We start from the raw sequence: 26,286 nt of genomic DNA on the forward strand, positions 1-26,286 counted from the left end.
ACCATCTGATCGTTTGGAATTGAGCTGTGTCGTCCACTGTGAAGTCGGAGCCGTCCGCCACGTCCTCCGGGCCCCGGCCCGTCGGCGTGCTCGACCGCTGGCGCCCGAGGGCCGCCGTGGTCTCCGTCTGGTACCTGCGCCTGATCGCGTTGCTGAATGTGGCGACTGTACTGCTGGTGCCCTTCCGTGACCAGGTCAGCGAGCACAACGAGGGCGAGTACTTCACCCCGTACCTGATGACCTCGGGCCTGGCCAGCGCGGTGCTGTCGGTCTTCCTCGCCATCGCGATGCGGCGGCGCAAGCGGGCCGCGTGGATCTTCAACGCGGCGCTCGGCGGCCTGTTCGCGCTGCTGTACCTGACGGCCATGGCGCTGCCGGACGAGCGGTTCCACATGCACCCGTTCAACTACTTCTCCACCGTGCTGACCTGCCTGTTCGTGGTGGCGCTGCTGGTCGGGCGCAAGGAGTTCACGTCCAAGGGGGACCGCTCCAACCCGAAGACCGCGGTGGCGACCTTCTTCGGCGGGCTGGTGTTCGGCGGGCTGGCCGGCGGGCTGCTGGTCTGGGCGACCAACGAGCTGTCCGGCGCGGGCTTCTGGGACCTCTTCCGGTACTCGGTCGGCCGGATGATCACCATCACCCCCTCCGAGCACCTGCGCTCGGTGATCGCCGCGCCGACCTGGGTGAACGCCGCGATCAACGCGATGGGCGGGCTGCTCTTCCTGCTGGTGCTGTACGTGGCCTTCCGCAGCCCGCGGGGCACCGAGCTGCTGAACCCGGAGGACGAGGCCAAGCTGCGCGGCCTGCTGGAGAGGCAGGGCGAGCGGGACTCGCTCGGCTACTTCGCGCTGCGCCGGGACAAGGCGGTGATCTTCTCCCCCAGCGGCAAGGCGGCGGTCACCTACCGGGTGATCGGCGGCGTCTCGCTCGCCTCGGGCGACCCGATCGGGGACCCGGAGGCCTGGCCGGGCGCGATCGACGCCTGGCTGTCCGAGGCCCGCGAGCACGCCTGGGCGCCGGCCGTGATGGGTGCCTCCGAGGAGGCCGGGGTGATCTACGCCCGGCACGGGCTGGACGCGCTGGAGCTGGGCGACGAGGCGATCGTCGAGCTGGACGAGTTCTCGCTGGACGGCCGCGCGATGCGGGTGGTCCGGCAGGCGTACAACCGGGTCAAGCGGGCCGGGTACACGGTGCGGATCCGCCGCCACGAGTCCATTTCCGACGAGGAGATGGCCGAGCTGGTGGCCAAGGCCGACGAGTGGCGCGACGGGGCGACCGAGCGCGGCTTCTCGATGGCGCTCGGCCGGCTCGGCGACCCGGGCGACGGGCGCTGCGTGATGCTGGAGTGCAGCGACGGCGAGGGCGAGCTCAAGGCGCTGCTGAGCTTCGTCCCGTGGGGCCCGGACGGGCTCTCGCTGGACCTGATGCGCCGGGCCCGGGACACCGAGAACGGCCTGATGGAGTTCATGGTGATCGAGCTGCTGCAGCGCGCCGACGAGGTCGGACTGAAGCGGGTTTCGTTGAACTTCGCGATGTTCCGCTCCGTTTTCGAGCGCGGATCGCGCCTGGGTGCGGGCCCGGTGCTGCGGCTGTGGCGTTCCATCCTGGGATTCTTCTCGCGCTGGTGGCAGATCGAGTCGCTGTACCGCGCGAATGCCAAGTACCGGCCGATCTGGGAGCCGCGCTACCTGCTGTTCGAGAAGAGCAGCGAGATTCCGCGGATCGGTATCGCGAGCGCGCGCGCCGAGGGTTTCATCGTCGCGCCGAGCCTGCCCGCCCTGTTCCGGCGCCGGCACGCCCGGGCCGCCGTGGCGGCGGCCCCCCGGGTGCCGGTGGCGGCCCGGGACGGGAAGGGGTAGTCCTCCGCCGGGGGGCGGAGGGGGGCCCTCGGCCGGATGGGGGTCAGATGGGGGTTTCCCCTCCCCCCAGAGGATGACCCATATCCACATCCATGCCGATGTGCCTTTGTTAAGAGGCTTCTAATGTTGGAGTAGACGAGAGTTCGGGGATTCGGAGAAACGGTTGTGATTCACAGGACCCGCGCGGGGGGCGCGCGAAAGGGGCCGCTGGCAGTAGCCAGAGCGGCCGCTGTCGCCGAGTGGGGAACGTTGTTCGCTACGGTTCGGAACACGGTGGTGCGAAAGAAGTTCGCCGCTGTTCCGATGGCGACGATCGCGACGTTTCTGATCCTGCTGTTCAGCATCGTCCAGCACCTGCCGGGCGGTGAGCGTTTCGTCAACCACATCGGGGTGGTGCGGGCGGCGCTGCCGCTGGAGGTCTCGCTGCTGCGGACCCCGCTGTCGCTGTACGTCCCGGCGCTGGACCTGCCGGTCTGGGGGGCGCTGGCCCAGGTCTTCGTGGTCTTCGCGATCGCCGAGATCGTGCTCGGCCGTCGGCTGACCCTGGTGGTCGCCTACACCTGCACCCTGGCGGGCACGCTGTTCGCCCGGGTCGGCGTGGCGATCGGGCCCGGCCACCTGTTCGGCTTCCCGAAGTGGGTCGCCTACGTGCGGGACACCGGGCCGTCGGCCGCGGTGGTCGCGCTGGCGATCTGCATCGCCTTCCGCTGCCGGGCCTGGTTCACGGCCGGCCTGGTGGTCGCCCTGATGGTCGGCGAGGCCGTCGTGCTGCCGAACCTGGCGGGCCTGGAGCACGTGGTCGCGGTGATCACCGCGCTGCTGATCGCCGTCTCGGTCGAGGTCTTCGGTGACTTCTGGCCGCGGGTGCTGGCCGGGGTCGGCGCCGCCGCCTCGGTGGCCGCGGCCGCGTCGCGGGAGGTCGCGGTGGAGGCCCGGCGGCGCCGGTCGGCCGGGGCCGTCATCCCCTGAGGGACGCTGTCCACACCCTGTCGGCCCGCGCTCGGCCGGCTGCGTACGGGGCGTTGCCCGTACGCAGCCGTCACACGGGTGGCAGGGGGAGCTCGAACCAGACGACCTTCCCCACCGCCTTGCGGGCGGTGCCCCAGCGTTCGGCGAGCTTGGTGACCAGGGTGAGGCCGCGGCCGGTCTCGCCGAGCTGCTCGGCGGGCTCCAGCGAGGGCAGGTTGTGGTTGTCGTCGCTGACCTCGACCAGCAGTTTGTCCACCCGGATCAGCTGGAGCTGGACGCGGTCCCGGGCGACCCGGACGGCGTTCGTCACCAGCTCGCTGACCAGCAGCTCGGTGGTGTCGCTGAGCGCCTCCAGGTGCCAGCCGGCCAGCTGCTCGCGGACCAGCGAGCGGGCCCGCCGGACCTCGCGGTGGTCCACGGTGAGGTCCCAGGTGGCCACCTCGGACGGGGCGACCCCGTCGAAGCGGGCCACCAGCAGGGCGACGTCGTCCTTGCGGTCGTCCGTGTGCAGCCGCCGCAGCACCTCGTCGCAGGCCTGCTCGGGGCTCTGCTGCGGGTCGATCAGGTTGCCGCAGAGCGCGGCCAGGCCCGCTCCTATGTCCCCGCCCCGGACCTCGACCAGGCCGTCGGTGCACAGCACCAGCATCGAGCCGTCCAAGACGTCGATGGTCTTGGCGACGAACGGGACGCCACCGACGCCGATCGGGGCGCCGGCCGGGATCTCCAGCAGTTCGCCGGTGCCGTCCGGGTGCACCAGGACGGGCGGGACGTGGCCGGCGCTGGCCAGCTCGCAGGTCCGGTTGATCGGGTCGTAGACCGCGTACAGGCAGGTCGCGAGGTGGTCGTCGCCGAGCTTGTGGGCCAGGTTGTCCAGGTGACGCAGCAGCTGTCCGGGCGGCAGGTCGAGGGCGGCGAGGGTCTGCATGGCGGTGCGGAAGCGGCCCATCGCGGCCGCCGAGTGCAGGCCGTGGCCCATCACGTCGCCGACCACCAGGGCGACCCGGCTGCCGGGCAGCTGGATCGCGTCGAACCAGTCGCCGCCGACCTCGGCCTTGGGGTCGCCGGGCAGGTAGCGGTGGGCGATCTGCACGCCGGGGATCTGCGGTGGGCGGGTCGGGATCATCGAGCGCTGCAGGGTGGTGGCGACCCTCGCCTCGGCGCGGTGCAGCCGGGCGTTGTCCAGCGACAGCGCGGCGCGGACGGCCAGCTCCTTGAGGGTCGCGGCGTCGCTCTCGTCGAAGGGGTCGCGGTCGGGCAATCGGAGCAGCTTGAGGATGCCCAGGACGGTGCCGCGGGCGGAGAGCGGGACGACCAGCATCGAGCGGCCGGAGACCACCGGGGCCAGCCGGGCGCCGCCGAGGGCGATCGCGTAGTCCACCGCGACGTCCGCGCTGATCACCGGGACCAGCACCGGCTGGTTCAGCTGCAGGGCCATCCCGGGCGGGGTGCGGCGGGGCATGCTGACCAGCGAGCCCTCGGCGAGCACGTGGTCCCAGGCGCCGCCGGTCTCGTTGTAGACCAGGGCGACCCGGCGCAGCATGGTGTCGTCGTCCGGCCGGCCGGCCGGCAGCTCGGAGTCCGAGATCAGCCCGTCCACCAGGTCCACGCAGGCGAAGTCGGCGACCCGCGGGACCAGCACCTGGCACAGCTCGTGGGCGGTGAAGCCGAGGTCCAGGGTGGTGCCGACCTTGCCGCCGACCTCGTTCAGCAGGGCCAGCTGCTCGCCGGCCTGCCCGTTGGTGAGGAACGGGCCGAGTCGTCCGCCCGGCGGGACCTCGGGGCGCGCGGGGGCGGGGACCGGGACGGGCGCGGTGACGGGCGGGGCCTGATCGGCGCGCAGCGGCGGGTGGCCGTTGGCGGACGACTCGACGGCGGCGCGGTCGATGGCGGCTCCTCCTCCGGTGGGGGAAGGGACGGATGGGCCGCCGCCCGCCGCGGGGCCGCTCACGGCGGCGACGGGCTGGGCGACGGGGTGGACGAGCTCGGCGGCCTCGAGCTCGGCGGCTTCGCGTTGGGCGGCTTCGCGCTGGGTCGGCAGGGGGACGGCGGGGCGGCGGCCGGGTGCGGTCTGTTCGGGCTGCGGCGGCGGGCCGAGCCGGGCGGCGCGCTGCTGCGGCGTCGGGTAACGGCGGCCGAGGCCCGCCGCCGCGTGCGCCGTCCCGGTCTGGGCGTCCGCGGGCAGCACCGGGAGCACGGTGACCGCGTCCACGCGCAGGGCGGGCAGTCCGCCGGGGCCGATCGCGGCCAGCACCGGTGCGCGGTGCGCGGCGGGCAGCAGCCGGGCCAGTGGCTCGGGCACCCGGTCGGCGGGCGGGGTGAGCGTGGCGGTCAGCCCGTGGAAGCCGCCCCGGGCGGCAGGGGCGGCGGCGAACGGCAGCAGCCGCTCGCCGAGCGCGAGCCGGGGACCGGTGGTGCGCAGCGGGCGGGCGTCGGCGGCCAGGGCGAGCAGCCCGGCGGACGGGCCGGGCAGCGGGTAGGCCCACCAGAGCACGTCGCGCTGGTGCTCCTCGCGGTCGGTGACGGTCAGCCGCCCGGCCCAGGGACGGCCAGCGGCGGTCAGCTCGGCGAGGGTGTCGAACGCGTCGCAGGTGCGGCGGACGGAGCAGCGGCCGAGCACCCGTGACTCCACGGCGGGCAGCAGGCCGGAGGCGGGACGGTCGTGGGTGACCTCGGCGCGGTGTCCGAACAGCTCCTCGGCGGCCCGGCCCCACTGTGCGATCCGGCCGGACCGGTCCACCAGGACGAGGGCGAGCCGGACCAGGGCGGCCACGCCCGTCGGGTGGTCGCCCGGCGCGGACCCGTGGGCCGCCGGACGCGGTGTGGAGTTGGACTCGGCCACCATGGATTCGGTCTGCTCCCGCCTGGCCGCCACGCCTGGAGGTGGCCGTCTATCCGGAGGAAGGCGCGCTGTGCGGATACCAGCGAAGCACGGACCGGGCCGGGCTTGATACCGAAACGGGGAGATTCCTCAGTATCGGTTGCGTGTCGCGCGGCGCGCGCCGGTCCGTACCTCCGGTTCACCCGGACGGGGCTTTCGCCCGCGACGGTAGGGTGGCAGGCCGGACCGCCCGCGCGGCGGACCCGCAGGACGCATCCGGCCGGACGAGACAGAGGCGAGAAGTGAGCGCGCAGAGCCCCGCCCGCTGGACGGACCCGGAGCAGCAAGGGCTGGAGGAACGGGTCGCCGCCGCCGAGCTCGCCTGGCTCAGCATGGACGTGGACGTGCAGACGCTGCGCGTCGAGATCGACAACTTCGCCCTGATCCACCATCAGCTGCTCGGCCCGCTCTACGCCCGGCTCGACGAGCTGGACGCGCTGGTCGCCGAGGCGGTCGCGGCCCGCACCGGTCTGCCCGAGGACCTGCGCAGGGCCGCCGAGGCACGGCAGCAGGTCGAGGAGCTGCCGGACCTGGACGCGCTCTTCGACTCGGTGCAGGAGCAGCGGGAGCAGCGGGAGCGCTCCGGCCGGGGGGAGGAGGCGGCCCCGCCGCCGCCCGCCGCTCCGGCCCGGGTGCGGCCCGGCAAGGAGGCCCAGCGGATCTACCGCGAGCTGGTCCGCCGCGCCCACCCCGACCTCACCACCGACCCGGCCGAGCAGCAGCGCCGGGCCGCCTTCCTGGTCCGGGTCAACGAGGCCTACGCCTTCGGGGACGCCGGTGCCCTGGAGGGCCTGGCCGCCGAGTGGTCCACCGCGCCGGAGGCCGCGCCCGCCGTCGACTCCCCCGACCGGTCGGACTGGCTGCGGCGCCGGCTGGACTGGCTGACCGCCAAGATCGCCGAGACCGCCACCGAGCAGGTCCGGCTGGAGCAGACCCCGATGGGCCAGCTGCTCGCCCTCGCCCCGCAGGACCCGGACCGGCTGCTGGAGCAGCTCGCCGAGGAGCTGCTGGCCAAGGCCGCCGACCGGCAGGCCGAGCTGGAACGGCTGCTCGGCGCCCACGGTCCGGTGGCCGGCGGCAGCCCGGCGGCCGGCGACGGTTCGGTGCCGGTGGGCGACAATGGCACGGACCCGATCCACCCCCACCACGCCCAGGAGAGCCAAACGATGTTCGCGCAGATCCCCACCGCCGACGCCGCCGCCGTCCCCGCCGACGCCGTCCTGCTGGACGTGCGCGAGCAGGACGAGTGGGACGCGGGCCACGTGGACGGTGCGCTGCACATCCCGCTGGGCCAGGTCATCGCCCGGCTCGGCGAGCTGCCCGACGAGAAGCTGTACGTGCTCTGCCGGGTCGGCGGCCGCTCCGCGCAGGTCGTCCAGTACCTGGTGCAGCAGGGCCGGGACGCGGTGAACGTGGACGGCGGCATGTACGCCTGGCAGGACGCCGGCCGTCCGATGGTGAGCAGCACCGGCCAGGAGGCCTTCGTCCTCTAGTCTCTTCCGCCCGGTAGGGCAGGATGGGCGCGCGCGTGCGCGCCGGTACCCGGGCCGGGCGCTGCCCGCCGACCGGGCTGGGGAGGCCATGACGGAGACGACGGACCGGCCGGCCCTCGGGAGGGTCTGGTCGAAGCCCGCGCAGCTCGTCCTCGGCCTCGCCGGGGCGGTCCTGATCGGCGGCACCGGGCTGTTCCTCGCCGCGGTGTTCCTGCACGTCGCGCCCGCCAACTCGCTGTCCCGGCAGTACCGGGACGAGATCGACGGCGTGGTGTACCCGGAGTTCGAGCAGAACTGGAAGCTCTTCGCGCCCAACCCGCTGCAGCAGAACGTCAGCGTGGACGCCCAGGTGCGGACCGTCGCCCCGGGCGGGGCGACCACCACCCGGGAGTGGACCGGGCTGACCGCGCGGGACATCGCCGCGATACGGGGCAACCCGGCGCCCAGCCACGTCGACCAGAACCTGCTGCGCCGGGCCTGGGACTTCTACGACGGCTCGCACAACCCGCAGGACGAGACGCCGACCAACCAGCGCGGCAAGCTCGCCGAGCAGTACCTGAAGCGGATCGCGCTGCAGCGGATCGGGCGTGGGGCGGACGGCGAGCGGATCCTGGAGATCCGGTTCCGGGTGACCACGGCCACCGTCCCGCCGCCGACCTGGAGCGGCGAGGCCGCCCCGCCGGCGCCCAAGGTGCGGGAGCTGCCGTGGTGGCCGGTGGCGGACGAGGACTACCGGGGGCTGCTCGGATGAGCGAGGTGTCGGATCCCCGGCTGGACGAGGTGGAGCTGCCGGACCGTTCCGTGCGGTCGGACGCGGTGGAGCTGCCGGACGCGGTGGTGCCGTCGGGTGGCATCCCGCGGCAGGCCGGTGCCGGGCCGGACGCTGCGGAGCGGCGCGGGCCGGGGGCGGTCGAGCTGGTCGGGCGGGCCGTCGAGGCCTTCACCGGGCGGGTGCTCGGACGGCACCAGGCCGCGGTGGTGCGGATCGGCTTCGGGCTGGTCTGGCTCGCCCACCTGCTGCGCGAGTGGCCCAACCGGCGGGTGCTGTACGGCGACCGCTCCCCCTGGTCGATGGAGCTCGCCGAGCGGCTGCTGGGCGACGACGGGGCGTTCACCGTGCTGCCCTGGTTCGGCGGGCGGCTCTGGTTCGAGCTGGTCTACCACCTGGCGGTGCTGGCGGCCCTCGCGGTGCTGCTGGGCTGGCGGACCAGGGCGAGCACGGTGCTGTTCCTGGTCACCGTGCTGTCGCTGCAGAACCGCGACGTCTTCCTCGGCGACGGCGGTGACAACGTCATCCACCTGATGGCGGTGTACCTGGTCTTCACCCGCTGCGCCGAGGTCTGGTCGCTGGACGCCCACCGGGTGCGGACCGGGCGGGGCGGACGGACCGGGGTGGTGCTCTGGGCCGTGCTCGGCGCCCTCCTGGCGGCCGGTCAGTTCGGCGGCTTCTCCGGCGACAGCCTGACCTGGAGCAGCCGGACCTTCCCGTACCTCGGCTGGTCCCCGCTGTTCTGGGGGCTCTGGGCGGTGGCCGGGCTCTGGTGGGTGCTCGGGCGGCTGCGGCCGGACGGCGAACCGCGGGCGGTGCTCGACGCGCTCGCGAACATGGTGCACAACTGCGCGATGCTGGTGATCGCCGCCGAGGTGGTGCTGATCTACGCCACGGCCGGCTGGTACAAGGTGCAGGGCTCGCGCTGGCAGGACGGCACCGCGCTGTACTACCCGCTGCACCTGGACTACTTCGCCCCCTGGCCCGGGCTGTCCGCGCTGGTCGGCTCGGCGCTGCTGCCGGTCTTCCTGGTCTCCTACGGCACCGTGATCCTGCAGGTGGCCTTCCCGTTCACGCTGCTCAACCGGCGGGTCAAGAACGTGCTGCTGGCCGTCATGATGCTGGAGCACCTCGGGATCGCGGTGGTGCTCGGGCTGCCGGTGTTCTCGCTCGCGATGATCGCGGCGGACGCGGTGTTCCTGCCGACCGGCGCGCTGCTGTGGCTCGCGGCGCGGGCGAGCCGGATCCGTACCGGCCGGATCCGACGGGAAGCCGCGCCCTAGGATGTCGCTATGTCCTGGTTCGCCGCACTTCGTGACACCGCGCGGACCGGACTCACCCTCGACCGGGCGCTCACCGACCCCAAACGGGCCGTGCGCGGGGCCCTCGCCGTCGCGCTGGTGCTCTTCCCGACGCTCGCGCTCGGCGGGGTCGCGCTCGCCACCTCCGCCGCGATGGGGGCGTTCATCGCCGGCTCGGCGACCTTCCAGCGCAGCTTCCGCCCCCGGGCCAGCCTCGCCGTCGCGGCCGGCGCCGGACTCGGGGTCAGCACCTTCCTCGGCTACCTGGCCGTCGGGGTGTACGGGCTGTTCCCGGTGCTGCTCGCGGTGTGGGCCTTCGGCGCCGGGCTCGCCTGGTCGATCGGGCCCACCGCCGGAGTCGTCGCGACCAACACGGTCTCGGTGATGCTGATCGTCGTCCAGCTGCCGGTCAGCACCGCCGCCGCGCTCGGCCACGGACTGGTCGCAGCCCTCGGCGGAGTCGTCCAGGCCGCCGTCATCACCCTCTGGCCGATCGGCAGTTGGACCGCCCAGCGGGACGCGCTCGCCGACACCTACGCAGAACTCGCCGACTACGCACGCCGGTTGCGGCAGGACCCGACCGCGCACGTGGACCCGGCGCCGTTCATGACCGCCCGGCACGCCGCCGCCCTCACCCCCTGGCAGGACCGCCACCGGCCACCCGAACTGCGCGGCCTGCGCGGCATCGCCGAACGGATCCGGCCCACCCTCGCCGCGCTCGCCGACCCCAAGGTCGGCGCCCCCGAGGAAGGCCCCGAACGGGACCGGGCCCGGGAGGTGCTGGCCGCCGCCGCGGAAGTCATGGACGCCCTCGCCCGGGCGATCCGCACCGGCGACCCCGTCCGGCTCCCCCGGTCCGCGCCCTCGCTCACGCTGGTCCGGCCGGACGACGACGGCCCCAGACTGCAGGGCGCCGCCCGGCGCTCCGCGCGGCGGCTGGGCGGGCTGCTGCGCAAGGCCTCGGACGCGCTGGACCGCAGCGACGAGGACACCATCACCACACCGGTGATCGGGGCGGGCGGGGCGCTGCACAAACCGTCGATCGGGCGGATGCTGCCCGTCGCGGTGCGGATCGTACGGCGGCAGTTGCGGCCCCGTTCGGCGATCTTCCAGCACGCCGTGCGGCTCGCCGCCGTCGTCACCGTCTCCTACCTGCTGGCCCGGCTCGTCGGGTTCCACCACGGGTACTGGGCGCCGATGACCGCCGCGATGGTGATGCGGCCGGACTTCGCGCAGACCTACAGCCGGGGCGTCGCGCGGCTGGCCGGGACGGTCGTCGGGGTCGCGGTCTCGACCCTGGTGGTGCAGGTCGTGCACCCCGGGGAGTGGGTGCTGGCGGCGCTGGCGGTGGTGTGCATCGGCGGGGCGTACCTCGCGTTCCGGACCGGCTACGCGCTGACCACCGTCGGGATCTCCTCGTACGTGGTCTTCCTGCTCGGGCTGCAGGAGGGGAACCCGCTGGACACGGCCTTCGAACGGGTCGGGCTCACGCTGCTCGGCGGATCGCTCGCGCTCGTCACGTACGCGCTGTTCCCCACCTGGCAGACCGCCCGGCTCGGGGAACGGCTCGCCGAATGGCTGGCGGCGGCCGGGCGGTACGCGGGGGCGGTGATCGCCTGCTACGAGCAGCCGACGGCGCCGCGCGGACGGGTCGTGCGGGGCGCGCTGCTGGACTCGCGGGAGGCGCGGTCCGAGCTGATCCAGGCGATGGAGCGGGCCGACGCCGAACCGGGACGCCACGAGTCCGGGCTGGCCGGGGTGAGCCGGCGCCAGATCGACCGGGCCCGGGCGGCGGTCGGGGCCCTGGGACGGGCGGCGGTGCTGCTGGAGGCGCATCTGCCGGCGGCGGATGCCGAACCGGTGGTGGGGGCGGGGGAGTACGCGGAGGAGTTGCGGCTGGCGACGGCGCTTGCGGCGGGGGCGTTGCTGACGGGGCGGCCGGTGGAGTTCGGGGCGGTGCGGGAGGCGCAGGCGCGGTTGGAGGAGCGGTTGGCGGGGGCGGAGCCGGGGGTGCAGCGGGATGTGGTGGGGGCGGGGGTTCGGTTGGTGGGGAGGGCCTTGCGGGAGGTGGAGCGGGCTCTGCGGGGGAGTTCTTCGGGGTGAGGGCTCTCGGGAGGGTGGGGTGGTGCTGGGGGCGTGGGGGCTTTCGGGAGGGTGGGGGGTGCCGGGGGCGGCTCCGGGGGTGGTCGCTCCGAGGGGCTGGATGATTTTCCGACTGCCGGTGCTGTGGGTGGGGTGTTTGGACCGTTGGCAGTCTGAAAATCACCCGCAACGCCCCTCTCCGGACCACCCCCTGCGCCGCCCCCTCCCGCAGCACGTCCCTCTCGCCAGAGGGGGGAGGGGGAGGGGGAAGGGAGGGGAGGGTGGGGAGGGGGTGGTGTGGTGCGGGTGGGTGGGGTGGTGCGGGTGGGGTGGGTGTTTCGGTGGGGGTGGCAGAGTGGCGGTATGGGTGACGAGGAGCTGGTGCGGGCGTGGCGGGCGGCTGAGCGGGAGCAGGGGGCGGTGCTGTTGGACGGGTTCCATGCGTTGAAGCACGCGCTGCGCTTCGGGGGGGACGTTCGGTCGGTGCTGACGGCGGACCGGGGGGCGTTGCTGGCGTTGGGTGCCGAGTTGGCGGGGGATGTGGTGCCGGCGTTGGAGGGGCTTGCGGTGGAGTTGCCGGAGGCGGTGTTGCGGACGCTGGTGCCCCGGCTGCATCCGACCGGGGTGATCGCGCTGGCGGTGCGACCCTCGGCCGGAGCGAATCTGGCGGCGTTGGGGGCGCGGCCGCGGCGGGCGCCGGTGGTGGTGTTGGAGAATCCGCGGAATCTGGGGAACGTCGGGGCGGTGATCCGGTTGGCGGCGGGGTTCGGTGCCGCCGGGGTGGTGACCACCGGGGATCTGGATCCGTGGCATCCCAACGTGCTGCGGGGCAGTGCGGGGCTGCACTTCGCCACCGCGGTGGAGCGGTTGGCGCTGTCGGAGCTGCCCGCGGGGCCGTTGTACGTGCTGGACCCGGAGGGTGTGGACATCCGGGACCTGCCGTTTCCGGACGATGCGCTGCTCGCCTTCGGCACCGAGCGGCACGGGGTTTCGGCGGAGCTGAAGGCGCGGGCTGACCGGTTGGTCGCGGTGCCGATGCAGCCGGGGGTGTCCAGCTTCAATCTGGCGACCAGTGTGGCGATGGGGCTGTTCCACTGGAAGTCGGGGAAGTCCGGGGAACGGTGAGGCACCGCGCCCGGCGTCAGGAGAAGAGACGGCGCCAGGTGTCCGGACGGCCGGGGACGTCGGTGTAGAAGCGGGCGCCGCCGCGTTGCACCAGGAGTCGGCCGAGCTGGGTGACGTACGGGTTGTCGGCGCCGGGGAAGGCGGTGGAACTGCCGCTGTCGTTGCTGGTGCCGGACAGGCCGGTGTAGCGGTACGGGACGTAGGCGCGGGACGTCTGCTCGTAGGCGACGTACTTGGTGCGGGTGGAGTCGGTCCAGCCGCCGAAGATCGTCGCGTGTGAGCCGGCCTGCGGGTTGGCCGGGTTGTTGTCGATGAGGACGTCACCGGGCTGGAGGTCGTTCTTGCCGATCCGCTCGGCGAAGTCCGGCAGGGTCCAGGTGGTCTGGCTGCTGCCGAGGCCCCAGGCCATCGAGACGAAGCCGGAGCAGTCCTGGCGGTAGCCGTCGGACCAGTAGCGGCCCATGCTGTACGGCACGCCCTGGTCGACCCAGCTCTGTGCGCGCTGGATGATCTGTGCGCGGGTGGCCGGTCGGGTGGCGTAGGCGCGGACGCCGGCGGATTCCTGGCCGTGGAGGCCGCTGACCTCGCCCTGGGGTGTCTGCGGCTGGGCGGTGCTGTTGCCCGGGCTGGGGGCGGAGTGTGGCGCGGCGGGTTGCGCCGTGCGGGTGACCACCGTTCGGCTCCCGGGCGTGGCACGGAGGGCCGGTAGCGGGTAGTGCCGGTACGAACCTGAGGCGCGGTCAGTGTGGGATGGCGGGCGAGTACTCGGGGGCGGTCCAGGTCAGCGGGGTGGCATCGGCGAGTTCGACCACGCCGGTGACGGTCAGTTCGACCATCCGCTCGGCGCCGGGGACGGCCTGCCGGGCCTCCTCGGACCAGTCGGTGCGGGCCTCGCCGGTGACCAGCAGCGCCCCGCCGGTCTCCCAGTCGGGCAGCAGCAGGCCGGCCCGCGGGTCCAGCTCCAGGTTGCCGAGGGTCAGGAACATGCTGTTGCCCGGGTACTCCGGCCAGCGCAGCCGGTCCGGTGCCACCGCCTGAAGGAAACCGGGGAAGCCGCCGCGGTGGGAGGCGTCCACGCTGCCGTCCGGTCCGGTGGTGGCGATGAAGAAGGTGTCGGCGGTGGCGGCGGCCAGGCGCTGGGCGGTGGTCAGCCGGGAGCCCGAAGCGACCGCGCGGGGCGGGCCGGCGGCCGGACGGTCCGTCGGGGTGCGGCGCTGGATGTACTTCGGGCAGTTGGAGACCACCTCGTCGGCGCTGACCAGAACACCGCCCCGGCCGTCCGGGACGGAGGCGCCGTTGAGCCGCATCCGGCGCCGGCCGGCCGGGTCCAGGGCGATGGTGCCGACCCGGGCGGGGCGGGCGAGTGCCTCGGCCAGCGGGTCGGCGCCGGTCGGACGGGTGGCGACCGACATCGTCCGCTCGTCCGGTGCCTGCAGGAAGCCCGCCGGGCCGGACAGCTGGGTGGCCCAGACCCGGCCGTCCGGGTCGGCGGCGCCGACGACCAGCATCCGCCGCTCGGTCAGGAAGCGGGCGGCGACCGCCGGGATGGTGCTGCGGATCGACCGGCCGGCGTGGTCGGCCCGTTCGGTCCGGCCGGCCCGGGCCTGGGCGGCCCGCTCGCCGGGGTGGTACGGCGTGCTGGTGGTGGTCATGGTCGGCTTCCTTCGGGGGCGGTGTTTTAGAAGAAGCCGCAGGTCGGGGCGCCGGTGGTGGGGGCGGCGGCCTCGGTCTCGTCGACGCCGGTGCGGGTGTAGATCTCCAGCCGGATGCCGTCCGGGTCGGTGAAGAAGATGCCGCCGGAGGCCGAGCCCTCGCGGTGCGGGACGACGCCGTCGTAGGCGAACTCGGCGCCGAGCTCGCGCAGCAGCTCCTCGGTGGCGCGGACCTCGTCGAGGCTCTCGACCTCGAAGGAGAGGTGGTGCAGGCCGGGGTTCGTGGTGGCGAAGGCGCCGGTGCTCTGCTGCCAGAGGGTCACCACCAGGCGGCCGTCGCGGCCGAGCAGCGCGAAGCGGCGCTCGGGGTCGGTGCCCTCGTGGGTGACTTCGAGGCCGAAGACCGCGCGGTAGAAGTCGATCGAGCGGGCCAGGTCGGTGACGTTCAGGCCGACGTGGCCGGTCTGCAGGGTGCGGAGCAGGGTGGTGCTGGACATGCCTGGACTCCCGGAGGCTGGGGCTTCCGGCGAGGCTGCTGCCTAACCGGTGCTCATGAGAGTAGGGGTTATGTGATGCGTCGTCAACCGGCGTATCGAGTTGAGAGGGTTAGGGCCGGGCATGCGAAGAGCCCCGTCGGATCGGGTCCGACGGGGCTCTGTACGGGTGTGGGGGGGGCGGGGTTTTACGCCCATTCCCAGCGGATGCCGATGTGGCCCGGCTGCTGGTCCGGGGCCAGGACGTGGGCGCTCGCCGAGGCGCCGATCCACAGCTGCTCGCGGCGGTGGTCGACGTCGGCGCCCGGCTCGCGGTCGTAGCGCTCGCAGTGCGCCGGGACGGCTGCCGGGTCGAAGTGCACCTGCAGTACGTACTCGCGCACCGGGGTGGCGAAGCGGCGGCTGTACTCGAGCGTCGGGCCGCCGGGCGGGATCTCCACCTCGTACTCGAAGACGGTGCTGTCGCCGAGGCCGAGCGGGCGGTCCAGCATCAGCTCGGCGACGGTCAGCCCGTCGTCCGGGCGGCGGCGGACCCGGCCCAGCCGGCCGTGCCGCACGGCGGTGATCTCGGGGCAGCCGGTGGCCTCCTCGTCGGCCTTGTGCACGACGAGGCAGCGGCCGACGCCGCCGACGGTGGCGCGCACCACCTGGCGCATCCGGAGCAGGTTGCCGCGGCGCTCGGCGTCCACGTAGTACGAGTCGTGGATGCTCAGACGCTCCAGCTCGCCGGCCGGCGGGGCGTCCAGCTCGGCGAAGATCGAGGCGATCTCCTGCTCGCCCGGCCAGACGTCCTCCAGCCCGAGGTGCAGGGTGTTGGCGGTGGCGGCCCAGCGGCCGCGCGGGCGGGGCGGGCCGAGCAGGGAGGAGAGCGCGCTGTGCGGCAGGCCGAGCAGTTCCTCCAGCAGGTGGACGGCGCGCAGCGAGCTGGCGCGCTCGGGCTGGCTGCGCCCGCGCCGCCAGTAACTCAGCGTCGTGACACTGACCCTGACGCCGCGCTGGGCGAGTGCCGCGCGGATCCGGTCCAGGCTGAGGCCGCTGGCCTCGATGGCCAGGTGCAGGGTGTCCGCGAAGCCGCCGACCGGGGCGAGCCGGCCGGGGGGCGGCGCGGGCGTGGGAGCAGGCGCGGGCGCGGGTGGTCCGGGGCGCTCCGTGTGCGACCCGACCAGCCGCAGCCGCGCGGCGTCCTGAGGCTGCTGTGCGGCCATGCGGTGACCCTCCCCACCAGGTGAGTTCGATGGCACCGGGCCGGCGCCGGGGCGCGCCGTCAGCGGCTTCACCGAGCTTTGGGGAACCCTATGCACGGTCGAGAGGCTACGTCATCAGTCGTGCGTATGACAGTGGTCACGGCAGGTCGACCGGATGGTTAGCGATCTTGAAACAGTCCGGAAACACGGGCCTTACCGGGGCGAGCGGATCCGGGACGCGACACCGCCGGGGCGGGCCCTCTCGGCGCCGCCCCGGCGGGGGTTCCGGGTGCTACCCGGGGTCAGCGGGCATCACCGGTCGGTGATCAGTTGACGTTCAGCGCGACGTCGTCGATCACGAAGCTGGTCTGCAGGGACGCGTCCTCGGTGCCGGTGAACTTGATGGTCACGGTCTGGCCGGCGAAGGAGGTCAGGTCCAGGGTGCGCTGCACGTAGCCGGAGGCGGCGTTCGCGTTGGAGTAGGTCGCCAGCGTGGTGCTGTTGGCCTGGACGGTCAGCTTGTCGTACGCGGTGGAGCCGGTCTCCGCGGTGTCGATGTGCAGCCAGAAGGTCAGCTTCGCGGAGGTGCAGCCGGCCGGGATCGAGACGGTCTGCGACACGGTGTCGGTGTGGGCCGAGCCGTAGCCGTTCATCCAGGCCTTCCAGCTGCCCGAGTGGGCGGCCTGGGAGGAGCTGTTGTCGACGACGCCGCTGGAGGTGGTCCACGGGGCGGCGGTGCCGGTCTCGAAGCCGCCGTTGCCGACCAGCTGGGCGGCGGTGCAGCCGCCGGACGGCGGGGTGGTGCCGCCGCCGAGCAGGGCGGTGGTCAGGGCGTCGGCGACCGGGGAGCCCCAGCCGGTGACCTGGTCGTAGCCGGCCTTGGTGGAGAAGTCCTGGTTGGCGCCGGTGGTCACGTCGTGGAAGACGCTGCCGTAGCTGCTGCTGTTCGCGAGCGTGTACAGCCGCGGGCTCGCCTCGCCGAGGACCGGCTGCCCGGCGGCCTTGGCCTTCTGGTTGAACTGGGCCGCGTAGCCGGACCAGAGCGGCGCGGCGGCGCTGGTGCCGCCGTAGACCTGCCAGCCGCCCGCCGTGTAGATCGAGAAGCCGCTGGCCGGGTCGGCGTTGGAGGCGACGTCCGGGACGGTCCGCATGGTGCCGCTGATGCCGGTGCCGGTCTGCCAGCTCGGCTTGGCGAACACGGTGGAGACGCCGCCGCCGGCGGTGCTCCAGGCGCTCTCCGAGGAGTAGGTGTTGCTGCTGGTCACCTTGAGGTTGGTGCCGCCGACACCGGTCTGGTGCGGGCTGGAGGCCGGGAAGTCGACGGCCTTGACGGTCGAGCCGCTGGTGGAGCGGGTGCAGTCGCGCGAGCCGTCGTCGCCGGAGGCGGAGAAGATCGAGATGCCCTGGGCGGCGGCCTGCTTGAAGGCGTTGTCCACGGCCGTCATCGAGGAGGCGGTGGTGTCCGGCTCGCAGGAGCCCCAGGAGATCGAGATGACCGAGGCGCGGTTGTCGGCCACGATCTTGTTGGCCATGTCGATCTCGCCCTGGTCGCTGTTCGGGGCCTCGTAGACCAGCTGGGTGGCCTTGGGCGCCGCGCCGCGGACGATCTCGCTGTCCAGCTCGACCTCGCCCTGGCCCTGGCCGGGCTTGGCGTCGTAGTTGGCACCGTCGACCGAGACCGTGGAGACGGCCGGGCCGGTCAGGCCGAACTGCGAGTCGTAGGTGGTCAGGTTGGTCTTGCTGTAGCCGTCGAACTCCCAGAGCGCGACCGTCACGCCGGTGCCGTCGGCGCCGGTCTTGTTCAGGTTGTACGCGCCGGTGTACTGCGCCGGGGACATGCCGCTCGGGGTCGCGGTGGCGGCGTTCGGGGTGATCGCGTTGGGCTTGGCCAGGCGGTTCTTGCGCACCGCGTGGTTGTCCAGGCCGCTGACGCCCTGGACCACGGCGGCCAGGTCGGCCGGGATCGAGGCGGCGGCGTCGTTCGCGAAGAAGGCGCGCTGCAGCTGCGGGTCGACGTACGCGCTCTCGTGCGTGCCGAAGGCCTGCGAGACCTGCGCGGCGGTGCCGTGGGCGTTGACGACCTGGCGGTTGGCGCTCACGTCGGTGACGGTCAGGCCCTGCTGGGCCAGGTAGGCCTTGACCTGGTCGACGGACGCCTGGGTCGGGCCGAACCGCGCGGTGAACTGCTCCGGCGTCAGGTACTTGCCGTACTCGGGGGCGCCGGGCGTGGTGACCGCGGTGAGGAAGCGGTCCAGGGCGTCGGTGTCACGCAGCTTCAGGCTGACGGCCACCGAGATCTGCTGCTCGGCCGGGACGTCCCCCTTCTTCTCCGAGTGGGCCACGGCCGGGTTGACGGTGTTCGGCAGTGCGACGCGCGGGGCGGCGTTGGGGGTGGCGGCCTGTGCGGTGGCGACGCCGAGCGAGACGGCGGTCAGCGGCAGCACGGCTATCGCCGCAGCGAGAGCAAGGGAGCGGGGGCGCAACGGATCCTCCTCTGGCCGGCTGTGGGGGCCGGCAAGGGGCCAGGCGTTCCGGGGTCGAGAACGCTGGCTCGAACATGACAGAACCGGTGTGCGATTTGGCTCATGGTCAAGCAATTCGTTGCTAAAAAACAGTCAAGTGTGGAGGGCTGGAAACTCGGTGATTCCATACAGTGAATGCCCCGAATTCCCGGGCCGGTCCATACCAATTACCGTGGTGGGCCGCGGACGTAGAATCGGGTCGAGCCGAGGGAGAAGGATGACCGACGTGAAGGCAGACCCGAGGGACCCGCGACCGCTGATCGGCGAGCCGCTCGCGCTCGACCTGCTCAACACCCGCTGGGCCGGAACGCCCGTCAACGACCTGCTCGCCGGGGTCGATGGCTACGGGATCTGGCTCTCCTCAGCCGGGCTCGGCGGGCGCTGCGAGGCCGACGATGCGGGGCTGGCGGCCATCCGGCAGGCCCGCGAGGCGATCCAGCTGGCCTCCCAAGACGCCCTGGAACAGGGCGAGTTGAGCACAGCGGCGCGGAACGGCCTGGACGCGGTGCTGGCGCACGGGCGGATCCGGCGGACGGCCGGGCCGGGCGGTGCCGAGGACCTGGTCGAGGCCGACCGGCCGGAGTGGCTGGCGCCCTGGCTGGTCGCGGACGACTTCCTCACGCTGCTCGGACAGGGCGCGCAGCGGGTCAAGCAGTGCGCACACGAGGCGTGCATCCTGTATTTCTTCGACACCTCGCAGAACGGGCGCCGGCGGTGGTGCCGGATGGCGGTGTGCGGGAATCGGGCGAAGGCGGCGCGGCACTACGAGAAGGCGCGGGGTTAACGGACGACCGAATGACTGGTCGGGAGAACCGCGTTCGAACGGAGCGGTCCGGGCGGGCGCGCGGGCCCGCCCGGACCGGGGGTCAGGCCGGGTCGCCGAGCCAGGTGGTGAGGGCGGTGCGGAGCTCGTGCTGGCCGGGGTCGACGGCGGCCCAGGCGACGTAGCCGTCCGGGCGGATCAGCAGGACGGTGTCGCGCAGCTTGCCGTGCGGGTCGGCGGGGGCGGCCGAGACCATGCGGTCGGTCCAGGGCTCGGCGGCGGCCAGCTCGTCGTTGCTGACGAGGACGAACGTTCCGGCGCGCAGCGCCTCGTAGAGCCGCTCGGGGGCGGCGGGGGCGCCCTCGACGGGCTTGCTGAGGGCGGTCAGCCGCAGGTCCGGGACGCGCTTGCCGACCTGCGGGTGGGCGTCCTTGGGGGCGGGGTAGGAGATGCCGATGCCGGAGACCAGCCGGGCGCCGCGCTCGGTGACCAGGTCGAGGTGGCTGCCCAGCGCGGTGAGCGCCCCGCGCAGCGCGCGGGTGGGGGCGGACTCGGCGAGGGCGAGCCGGATCAGGGTGCCGGAGGTGCGCAGGACCATCTTCCCGACCGGGTGCCGCTCGGTCTGGTAGGTGTCCAGCAGGGCGTCGGTGGCCCGGCCGCGGAGGGCGGCGGCGAGCTTCCAGGAGAGGTTGGCGGCGTCCTGCAGGCCGGTGTTCATGCCCTGGCCGCCGGCCGGGGAGTGGCAGTGGGCGGCGTCGCCGGCCAGGAAGACCCGCCCGGAGCGGTAGTTGGGGGCCTGACGCTCGTCGCTGTGGAAGGTCGAGCTCCAGCGCACGTCGTGCAGCCCGAAGTCCTCGCCGAGGATGGACCGGGCGAGGGCGGTGAGCTGTTCGGGCGTGGGTGTGGTGCCGTCCTGGAAGCGCTCGTTGCGGTCCCAGGCGATCATCCGGAACCAGCCGTCGCCGAACGGGGCGATGAAGGCGAAGCCGGTGTCGTTGGCGCCGACGGTGATCGCCTCGGCGGGCTCGCGCTCCAGCCGGACGTCGGCCAGCACCACGGAGTCGACCACCGACTCGCCGGGGAACGGGATGCCGAGCAGGTCGCGGACGGAGGAGTGGACGCCGTCGGTGCCGACCGCGTAGGCGGCGCGGTGGGTGTGACCGTCCGCGGTCTCCAGCGTCACGCCCTCGGCGTCCTGGCGCAGGCCGGTGACCTCGGCGCCGCGCAGCAGGGTCGCGCCGGCCTTCTCCGCGCGCTCCAGCAGCAGCCGTTCGACGTTGTACTGCGGGGTGATCAGGACGAACGGGAAGCGGGTCTGCAGCGAGCCGAGGTCGATCTTGAAACGGTCGAACAGCTTCAGCGCGCCGAGCGGGCGGCCGGTGGCGATGAGGTCCTCGGCGAGGCCGCGGGCGTCCAGCAGCTCCAGGCTGCGGGCGTGCACGGCAAAGGCCCGGGTGAGGTTGGACTCGGCGGCCCGCTTCTCCAGCACGGTGACGCCGACGCCGGCGGCGGCGAGGTCGCCGGCCAGCAGCAGTCCGGTCGGTCCGGCGCCGACGATCAGGACGTCGGTTTCGGTCGTCGGCTTCACGGCCATGTATCAGCTCCCGTTGTTCGGAGGGCGGTTGGACGCCGTTCCCGGCGTTCTCCCAGCCTCCATCATCCCCGGCGGGCGCGGGCCGCGAACCGCCGGGCCCCGGCGGTGGGTGACCGCCGGGGCCCGGGAGGTGCCGGTGGGGTGCTCAGCCGTGCCGGCGGATCTCCACCGTGCGGAACCGGTTGGCGACGAACGCGCCGTCGCAGTAGGCCGAGTTGGCGGCCGGGTTGGCGCCGGTGCCGTGCAGGTCGGAGAAGGCGGCGGTCTGGTTGGGGTAGACGCCTCCGGTCAGGTTGAGCGAGAGCGAGACGCCGGCGTCCAGCGCGGCCTCGACGAGCAGCGCCTCCACCTCGGGCGAGGTGGTGTAGCCGGAGGCCGTCATGGCGCCCTTCTCGCGGACCGTGGTGCGCAGCAACTCGATGCCGGCGGCGGCGGATTCGACGGCGACGGCGAAGGAGACCGGGCCGAAGCACTCGCTGCGGAAGACCGCGCGGTCGTCCGGCTTGTCGGCGTCCAGCTTGATCAGGGCGGGGGTGCGGACAGTCGCGCCGGGGAACTCCGGCGAGGTCACCGCGCGCGGGGCGAGGGCGAGCTCGCCGTACTCGCCGCCGGCCGCGGCGGCCGAGCGCTGCAGCACGCCCGGGTTGACCACCGCGCCGAGGATGGCGGCGGCGCGGGCGTCGTCGGAGAGCAGGCCCTCGATCGAGCGGGCGAGGTCGGCGACGACCTCGTCGTAGGACTTGTCGCCCTGGTCGGTGGTGATGCCGCCGCGCGGGATGAGGACGTTCTGCGGGGTGGTGCACATCTGGCCGCTGTAGAGCGAGAGCGCGAAGGCCAGGTTGCCCAGCATGCCCTTGTAGTCGTCGGTGGAGTCGATGACGACCGCGTTGACTCCGGCCTTCTCGGTGTACACCTGGGCCTGCTTGGCGTTCTCCTCCAGCCAGTCGCCGAAGGAGGTGGAGCCGGTGTAGTCGATCATCTTGATCTCGGGGCGGACCGCGAGGGTCGCGGCGACGGTGCCGCCCTCGTGCTCGGCGGCCAGGCAGACCAGGTTGGCGTCGAAGCCGGCCTCGGCGAGCACCTCGCGGGTGATGGCGACGGTCAGCGCGAGCGGCAGCACGGCCCGCGGGTGCGGCTTGACCAGCACCGGGTTGCCGGTGGCCAGCGAGGCGAACAGGCCGGGGTAGCCGTTCCAGGTGGGGAAGGTGTTGCAGCCGATCAGCAGCGCGAGGCCGCGCGGGACGACGGTGAACTCCTTGGTCATCACCAGGGGCTCGCGCTTGCCCTGCGGCTTGGTCCAGCCGGCCTGCCGGGGCAGCCGGGTCTGCTCGGCGTACGCGTAGGCGACGGCCTCCAGGCCGCGGTCCTGGGCGTGCGGGCCGCCGGCCTGGAAGGCCATGCCGTAGGCCTGGCCGGTGGTGTGCATGACGGCCTGGGCGAACTCGTGGGAGCGGGCGTTGATCCGGTGCAGGATCTCCAGGCAGACGGCGGCGCGCTCCAGCGGGGAGGCGGCGGCCCAGCCGGGACGGGCGGCGGTGAGCGCGGCGATCAGCGCGTCCGGGCCGGCGTGCGGGTAGGTGATGCCCAGCTCGACGCCGTACGGGGAGGCCTCGCCGCCGACCTGGTCGCCGTCGGTGGGGTGGCCCGGCAGCGTGAAGGGCTTGCCGAGCAGGGCGTCGAAGGCGGCCTTGCCGTCCGCCGGGCCGCTCTCGCCGTACGCCTTCGGGAACTCGGGGTAGGGCGACCAGTAGTCGCGCTTGGCGGCGGCTTCGAGCGCGGCGTCCAGGGTGGCCTGGTGGCGCTCGACCAGCTCGCTGACGAGGGGGTGGGTGACCGCTGCGGACATCTGTGCGCTCCTCAGAGGGGAGGACGGGACACGTCACAGAGTAACCGAACGATCGGTCGGCTCAAGGGGTGCGGGGTGGGAATCCGCCGGAACGGACGGAGGGCGCGTCCGTGACGGACGCGCCCTCCGGGTTTCTGCTGCGCGGGCTCTACGGCACGCCCAGCTCGAAGAGCACGTACCCGCCGTACCAGCCGGACGCGACCGCGCCGGTGCCCAGCACGGCGGCCAGCACCGGCCAGCTCAGCTTGCGCAACCCGATCGCCGGCGCGATGAGCAGCGGGAACGCCGGCAGCAGATAGCGCGAGGTGTTGCCGAAGATGCCGAGGCTGCCGAGCACCGAGACCATCGTGGCCAGGGTGTAGGCGGTCAGCACCAGCGGCGGGCGCAGCCGGATCATCAGCGTGATCAGCACCGGCAGGCCGAGCACGATCAGGGTGGCCAGCAGGTCCGGCACCGGGAACGCGAAGGGGTAGTCGCCGCGGCCCAGCAGGACGCCGCGTATCGCGTGCCAGGTGCCCTGGCCCCAGTCGAAGTAGTGCAGCCAGGCGTCGTGCTGCAGCCGGAAGTAGCCGCCCCACTCGCCCGTCTTCCAGCCCACCCAGCCGACGTAGCCGAGCAGGCCGATCGGGGCCAGCAGGATCGCGGCCAGCGGGCGCAGCACGCCGCTCTCCCGCCGGTAGAGCTCGACCAGCGCCGCCAGTCCGACCGCGCCGATCAGCGCCGCCGCGGTCGGCCGGTTGAGCCCGGCGACCAGGGTGATCACCCCGGCCGCGACCCACTGCTTGGTCATCACGCAGTAGCAGGCCCAGGCGGCCAGCGCGACGAAGGTGGAGTCCGAGTAGACCGCCCACTCGGCGCCCGAGCCCGGGGCGATCGCCCAGATCCCGGCCGCGATCACGCCCGCCCGGACGTCCCCGGACAGCTTCTCCACCACGGCGTAGATCCCGGCGGCGGCGAACAGCGAGGCCACCACCGACACCAGCATCCCGGCGCCGTACGTGCCGAGCGGGGTGACCTCCGAGGTCAGCCGCATCAGGCCCGGGTAGAGCGGGAAGAACGCCGCCGAGTTCTGCTCGATGTTCGCTCCCTCCGGCCCGGGGATCGAGACCAGCGCCGGGTGGTAGCCGAACTGCGCGACCTGCTGGTACCACCAGCCGTCCCAGCTGGCCAGCACGTCCCAGGGCTGCGCGCCGCCGCCGAACCGGGGCGGCTTCTTGGCGTAGTCGCCGGCGAAGGAGAGCAGCTTCATGAACACGGTGAAGCCGACCAGCTTGAGCACCGCGTAGCACCAGACCGCCGGGCCGAACCTGACCGCCAGTGCCCGGGCGCGCTCCCGCCAGGCGCGCGAGCCCTCCGGCTCCCCGCTGCGCTGCTCGGGCGCGTCGGAGGCGACTGCCGGTATTGCGTTCATCAGCCGTGGACCCTTGCCTGGTGGACGTGGACGGATCGTCCGCAGATTCTAGGGCCTCCGTCTTTCGCCTGGTGTGGACCAGCAGGACCCGATCGCGTACCGCGCGGGGCGGCCGGGGATACTCGGAGGATGGCCGATCACACCACGCGCACCGCCTACACCGTGGAGTCACTGCTCGCGGTGACCGTCGACGTCTTCAACGAGCGCGGTTACGACGGCACCTCGATGGAGGACCTGTCCCGGGCGGCCGGGATCTCCAAGTCCTCGATCTACCACCACGTCCGCGGCAAGGAGGAGCTGCTGCGGCTGGCGGTCGGGCGGGCGCTGGACGGTCTGTTCGCGATCCTCGCCGAGCCGGCCGCGGTCGAGGGTCCGGCGGTGGAGCGGCTGGAGCACGTGGTGCGGCGCACCGCGGAGGTGCTGCTGGCGGAGCTGCCGTACGTGACGCTGCTGCTGCGGGTGCGCGGCAACACGGCCACCGAGCTGTGGGCGCTGGAGCGGCGCCGGGACTTCGACCACCAGGTCGCCGAGCTGCTGCGGGCGGCGGTCGCGGACGGCGCACTGCGTGCGGACGTGGAGCCGCGGCTGGCCACCCGGCTGCTGTTCGGGATGATCAACTCGATCGTGGAGTGGTACCGGCCGGGGCTCAAGGCCGCGGACGGCGTCGCGGACGCGGTGGTCCACCTGGCCTTCGACGGGCTGCGGGCGCGGTAGCCCCCGGTCTGCCCCCCTGCCCGGACCCCGGGCGCTGAATCAAGCAGGCGGGTCGGGCGGGACCTGGTCGGTTTCTTCGAAGACCAGCATGGTGCGGGTTCCGAGCACCTGGGGGATGGACTGGATGCGGTTGAGCACGAGCTCCCGCAGCACCCGGTTGTCGGCGGTGTGCACCAGCAGCAGGACGTCGAAGTCCCCGCCGACCAGCGCGATGTGCGCCACCCCGGGCAGCTCCAGCAGCTGCTCGCGGACCGTGCGCCAGGAGTTCTGGACGATCTTCAGGGTGATGTACGCGGACGCGGCCTGACCTGCGCGTTCGTGGTCCACCCTGGCGGTGAAGCCGCGGATGACGCCGTCCTCGACCATCCTGGAGATCCGGGCGTACGCGTTCGCCCGGGACACGTGCACCCGCTCGGCGACCGAGCGGATCGAGGCGCGGCCGTCCTGCTGCAGCAGCCGCAGGATCGACCGGTCGACCCGATCGAGTCTGGACATCTGTTCAGCCGACATGACCCCCCACCCTCACCGATTGGACGTACTGCCACCAGTCGACCGCCGCTCAGGCCGAATGTCCACCACCTTGTCACGCTTCTGGTCAAGATGAACAGACGACCGAACAATCGGTAGGGAGCCCCCGCCACCCCTGGAGGTGCCCCGAGATGACCGTTCTCGACCACAGACACCACACGGGCGTGCCCGGTTGGTCGCCCGGGTCCACCACCCCGCGCACCGATCCGGCACCCCTCCTCCCGGACCTCTCCCCCGTCCGGGTGCTCGGCACCCCCGCGCTGGAGAAGTACGATCCGGCGCTGCTGCGCGAGCTCTACCGGCGCCTGGTCGTCGGCCGCCGCTACAACCAGCAGGCCACCACCCTGACCAAGCAGGGCCGCCTGGCCGTCTACCCGGCGTCCACCGGCCAGGAGGCCTGCCAGGTCGCCGCCGCGCTGGTGCTCGGCGAGCAGGACTGGCTGTTCCCCAGCTACCGCGACACCCTCGCCGTGGTCTCCCGGGGCGTCGACCCGCTGGAGGCGCTGACCCTCCTGCGCGGCAACGCCCACACCGGCTACGACCCGCGCGCCAGCCGCACCGCCCCGCTCTGCACCCCGCTCGCCACCCAGGCCCCGCACGCCGTCGGACTGGCGCACGCCGCCCGGCTGAGCGGCGAGCCGGTCGTCGCGCTGGCGATGCTCGGCGACGGCGGCACCAGCGAGGGCGACTTCCACGAGGCGCTGAACTTCGCGGCCGTGCTCAACGCGCCGGTGGTCTTTCTGGTGCAGAACAACGGCTACGCGATCTCCGTGCCGCTCAGCGCGCAGTCCGCCGCGCCCAGCCTGGCGCACAAGGCCGTCGGCTACGGCATGCCCGGTCGGCTGGTGGACGGCAACGACGCCCCCGCCGTGCACTCGGTGCTGGCCGAGGCCGTCGAGCGGGCCCGCCTCGGCGGCGGCCCGACCCTGGTCGAGGCGCTGACCTACCGGATCGAGGCGCACACCAACGCCGACGACGCCACCCGCTACCGCACCGAGTCCGAGGTCGCCGCCTGGCGGGAGCACGACCCGATCCTGCTGATGGAGCGCGCGCTGCGCGGACTCGGCGTGCTGGACGACGCCCTGGTGCAGGAGTCGGCGGA

Annotated in this window: 20 protein-coding genes; 10 read left to right on the forward strand and 10 right to left on the reverse strand. The window is 73.4% G+C overall.

From position 1 onward, the window contains the following. The first annotated feature begins 26 nt into the window (after positions 1-26). Together ACZ3TI_RS11915 and ACZ3TI_RS11920 are read left to right on the forward strand one after the other, a co-directional pair. Positions 27-1,859, forward strand: a complete 1,833-nt coding sequence (locus tag ACZ3TI_RS11915) for a phosphatidylglycerol lysyltransferase domain-containing protein (RefSeq protein WP_465726001.1) — start codon at positions 27-29, stop codon at positions 1,857-1,859. Between the two features lie 273 nt (positions 1,860-2,132). Continuing rightward, positions 2,133-2,828 (forward strand): hypothetical protein, encoded by a 696-nt coding sequence (locus tag ACZ3TI_RS11920; RefSeq protein ID WP_465726003.1) that lies wholly within the window; start codon positions 2,133-2,135, stop codon positions 2,826-2,828. Positions 2,829-2,898: 70 nt separating this feature from the next. Here ACZ3TI_RS11920 and ACZ3TI_RS11925 read toward each other — a convergent pair whose 3' ends face one another. After that, on the reverse strand, positions 2,899-5,670 hold the full coding sequence (locus ACZ3TI_RS11925; RefSeq protein WP_465726005.1) for an ATP-binding SpoIIE family protein phosphatase: 2,772 nt from the start codon (positions 5,668-5,670) through the stop codon (positions 2,899-2,901). A 278-nt stretch (positions 5,671-5,948) separates the two neighbouring features. Between ACZ3TI_RS11925 and ACZ3TI_RS11930 the strand changes: the two genes are divergently transcribed. The 5 genes from ACZ3TI_RS11930 to ACZ3TI_RS11950 all read left to right on the forward strand — a co-directional run bounded on the left by ACZ3TI_RS11930 (position 5,949) and on the right by ACZ3TI_RS11950 (position 12,476). Continuing rightward, positions 5,949-7,199 (forward strand): rhodanese-like domain-containing protein, encoded by a 1,251-nt coding sequence (locus ACZ3TI_RS11930; protein ID WP_465726009.1) that lies wholly within the window; start codon positions 5,949-5,951, stop codon positions 7,197-7,199. 88 nt (positions 7,200-7,287) lie between these two features. After that, positions 7,288-7,950 carry a DUF5819 family protein gene (locus ACZ3TI_RS11935; RefSeq protein WP_465726011.1) on the forward strand — a complete coding sequence of 221 codons (663 nt, stop codon included), beginning with the start codon at positions 7,288-7,290 and terminating at the stop codon, positions 7,948-7,950. Continuing rightward, the gene (locus ACZ3TI_RS11940) at positions 7,947-9,251 is read left to right on the forward strand and encodes an HTTM domain-containing protein (RefSeq protein WP_465726013.1); all 1,305 of its coding nucleotides are present in this window, start codon (positions 7,947-7,949) and stop codon (positions 9,249-9,251) included. Before ACZ3TI_RS11935 ends, ACZ3TI_RS11940 begins: the two co-directional genes overlap by 4 nt. A gap of 9 nt (positions 9,252-9,260) precedes the next feature. After that, entirely contained in the window at positions 9,261-11,372 is a 2,112-nt protein-coding gene (locus ACZ3TI_RS11945) for an FUSC family protein (protein ID WP_465726015.1), read from the forward strand. A 342-nt stretch (positions 11,373-11,714) separates the two neighbouring features. After that, complete coding sequence (locus ACZ3TI_RS11950; RefSeq protein WP_465726017.1) at positions 11,715-12,476, forward strand: TrmH family RNA methyltransferase; 762 nt, start codon at positions 11,715-11,717, stop codon at positions 12,474-12,476. Positions 12,477-12,492: 16 nt separating this feature from the next. On the opposite strand, the gene ACZ3TI_RS11955 is transcribed toward ACZ3TI_RS11950, so the two are convergent. The 5 genes from ACZ3TI_RS11955 to ACZ3TI_RS11975 all read right to left on the reverse strand — a co-directional run bounded on the left by ACZ3TI_RS11955 (position 12,493) and on the right by ACZ3TI_RS11975 (position 18,289). Then, positions 12,493-13,149 (reverse strand): hypothetical protein, encoded by a 657-nt coding sequence (locus ACZ3TI_RS11955; RefSeq protein WP_465726019.1) that lies wholly within the window; start codon positions 13,147-13,149, stop codon positions 12,493-12,495. A gap of 67 nt (positions 13,150-13,216) precedes the next feature. Further along, positions 13,217-14,128 (reverse strand): pyridoxamine 5'-phosphate oxidase family protein, encoded by a 912-nt coding sequence (locus tag ACZ3TI_RS11960; RefSeq protein ID WP_465726021.1) that lies wholly within the window; start codon positions 14,126-14,128, stop codon positions 13,217-13,219. A 26-nt stretch (positions 14,129-14,154) separates the two neighbouring features. Next, positions 14,155-14,625: a VOC family protein gene (locus ACZ3TI_RS11965; RefSeq protein WP_465726023.1), complete on the reverse strand. Its 471-nt coding sequence runs from the start codon at positions 14,623-14,625 to the stop codon at positions 14,155-14,157. Between the two features lie 185 nt (positions 14,626-14,810). Beyond that, positions 14,811-15,827, reverse strand: a complete 1,017-nt coding sequence (locus ACZ3TI_RS11970; protein ID WP_465726025.1) for an XRE family transcriptional regulator — start codon at positions 15,825-15,827, stop codon at positions 14,811-14,813. Positions 15,828-16,132: 305 nt separating this feature from the next. Next, positions 16,133-18,289 (reverse strand): S53 family peptidase, encoded by a 2,157-nt coding sequence (locus tag ACZ3TI_RS11975; protein WP_465726027.1) that lies wholly within the window; start codon positions 18,287-18,289, stop codon positions 16,133-16,135. Between the two features lie 256 nt (positions 18,290-18,545). On the opposite strand from ACZ3TI_RS11975, the gene ACZ3TI_RS11980 reads away from it, so the two are divergent. After that, positions 18,546-19,112, forward strand: a complete 567-nt coding sequence (locus tag ACZ3TI_RS11980; protein ID WP_465726029.1) for a CGNR zinc finger domain-containing protein — start codon at positions 18,546-18,548, stop codon at positions 19,110-19,112. Between the two features lie 82 nt (positions 19,113-19,194). On the opposite strand, the gene ACZ3TI_RS11985 is transcribed toward ACZ3TI_RS11980, so the two are convergent. The 3 genes from ACZ3TI_RS11985 to ACZ3TI_RS11995 form a co-directional block, all read right to left on the reverse strand. After that, on the reverse strand, positions 19,195-20,685 hold the full coding sequence (locus ACZ3TI_RS11985; protein WP_465726030.1) for an FAD-dependent monooxygenase: 1,491 nt from the start codon (positions 20,683-20,685) through the stop codon (positions 19,195-19,197). A gap of 145 nt (positions 20,686-20,830) precedes the next feature. Continuing rightward, complete coding sequence (gene paaN, locus ACZ3TI_RS11990) at positions 20,831-22,531, reverse strand: phenylacetic acid degradation protein PaaN (RefSeq protein ID WP_465726032.1); 1,701 nt, start codon at positions 22,529-22,531, stop codon at positions 20,831-20,833. 148 nt (positions 22,532-22,679) lie between these two features. Continuing rightward, the gene (locus tag ACZ3TI_RS11995) at positions 22,680-23,942 is read right to left on the reverse strand and encodes a hypothetical protein (protein ID WP_465726034.1); all 1,263 of its coding nucleotides are present in this window, start codon (positions 23,940-23,942) and stop codon (positions 22,680-22,682) included. Positions 23,943-24,071: 129 nt separating this feature from the next. Between ACZ3TI_RS11995 and ACZ3TI_RS12000 the strand changes: the two genes are divergently transcribed. Continuing rightward, positions 24,072-24,656, forward strand: a complete 585-nt coding sequence (locus ACZ3TI_RS12000; RefSeq protein WP_465726036.1) for a TetR/AcrR family transcriptional regulator — start codon at positions 24,072-24,074, stop codon at positions 24,654-24,656. A gap of 39 nt (positions 24,657-24,695) precedes the next feature. On the opposite strand, the gene ACZ3TI_RS12005 is transcribed toward ACZ3TI_RS12000, so the two are convergent. Then, on the reverse strand, positions 24,696-25,151 hold the full coding sequence (locus ACZ3TI_RS12005; protein WP_465726038.1) for an Lrp/AsnC family transcriptional regulator: 456 nt from the start codon (positions 25,149-25,151) through the stop codon (positions 24,696-24,698). 164 nt (positions 25,152-25,315) lie between these two features. Between ACZ3TI_RS12005 and ACZ3TI_RS12010 the strand changes: the two genes are divergently transcribed. After that, the coding region (locus tag ACZ3TI_RS12010; protein WP_465726040.1) for a thiamine pyrophosphate-dependent enzyme at positions 25,316-26,286 on the forward strand (971 nt) is incomplete at its 3' end.

Source organism: Kitasatospora sp. NPDC023120 (genome assembly GCF_055560835.1).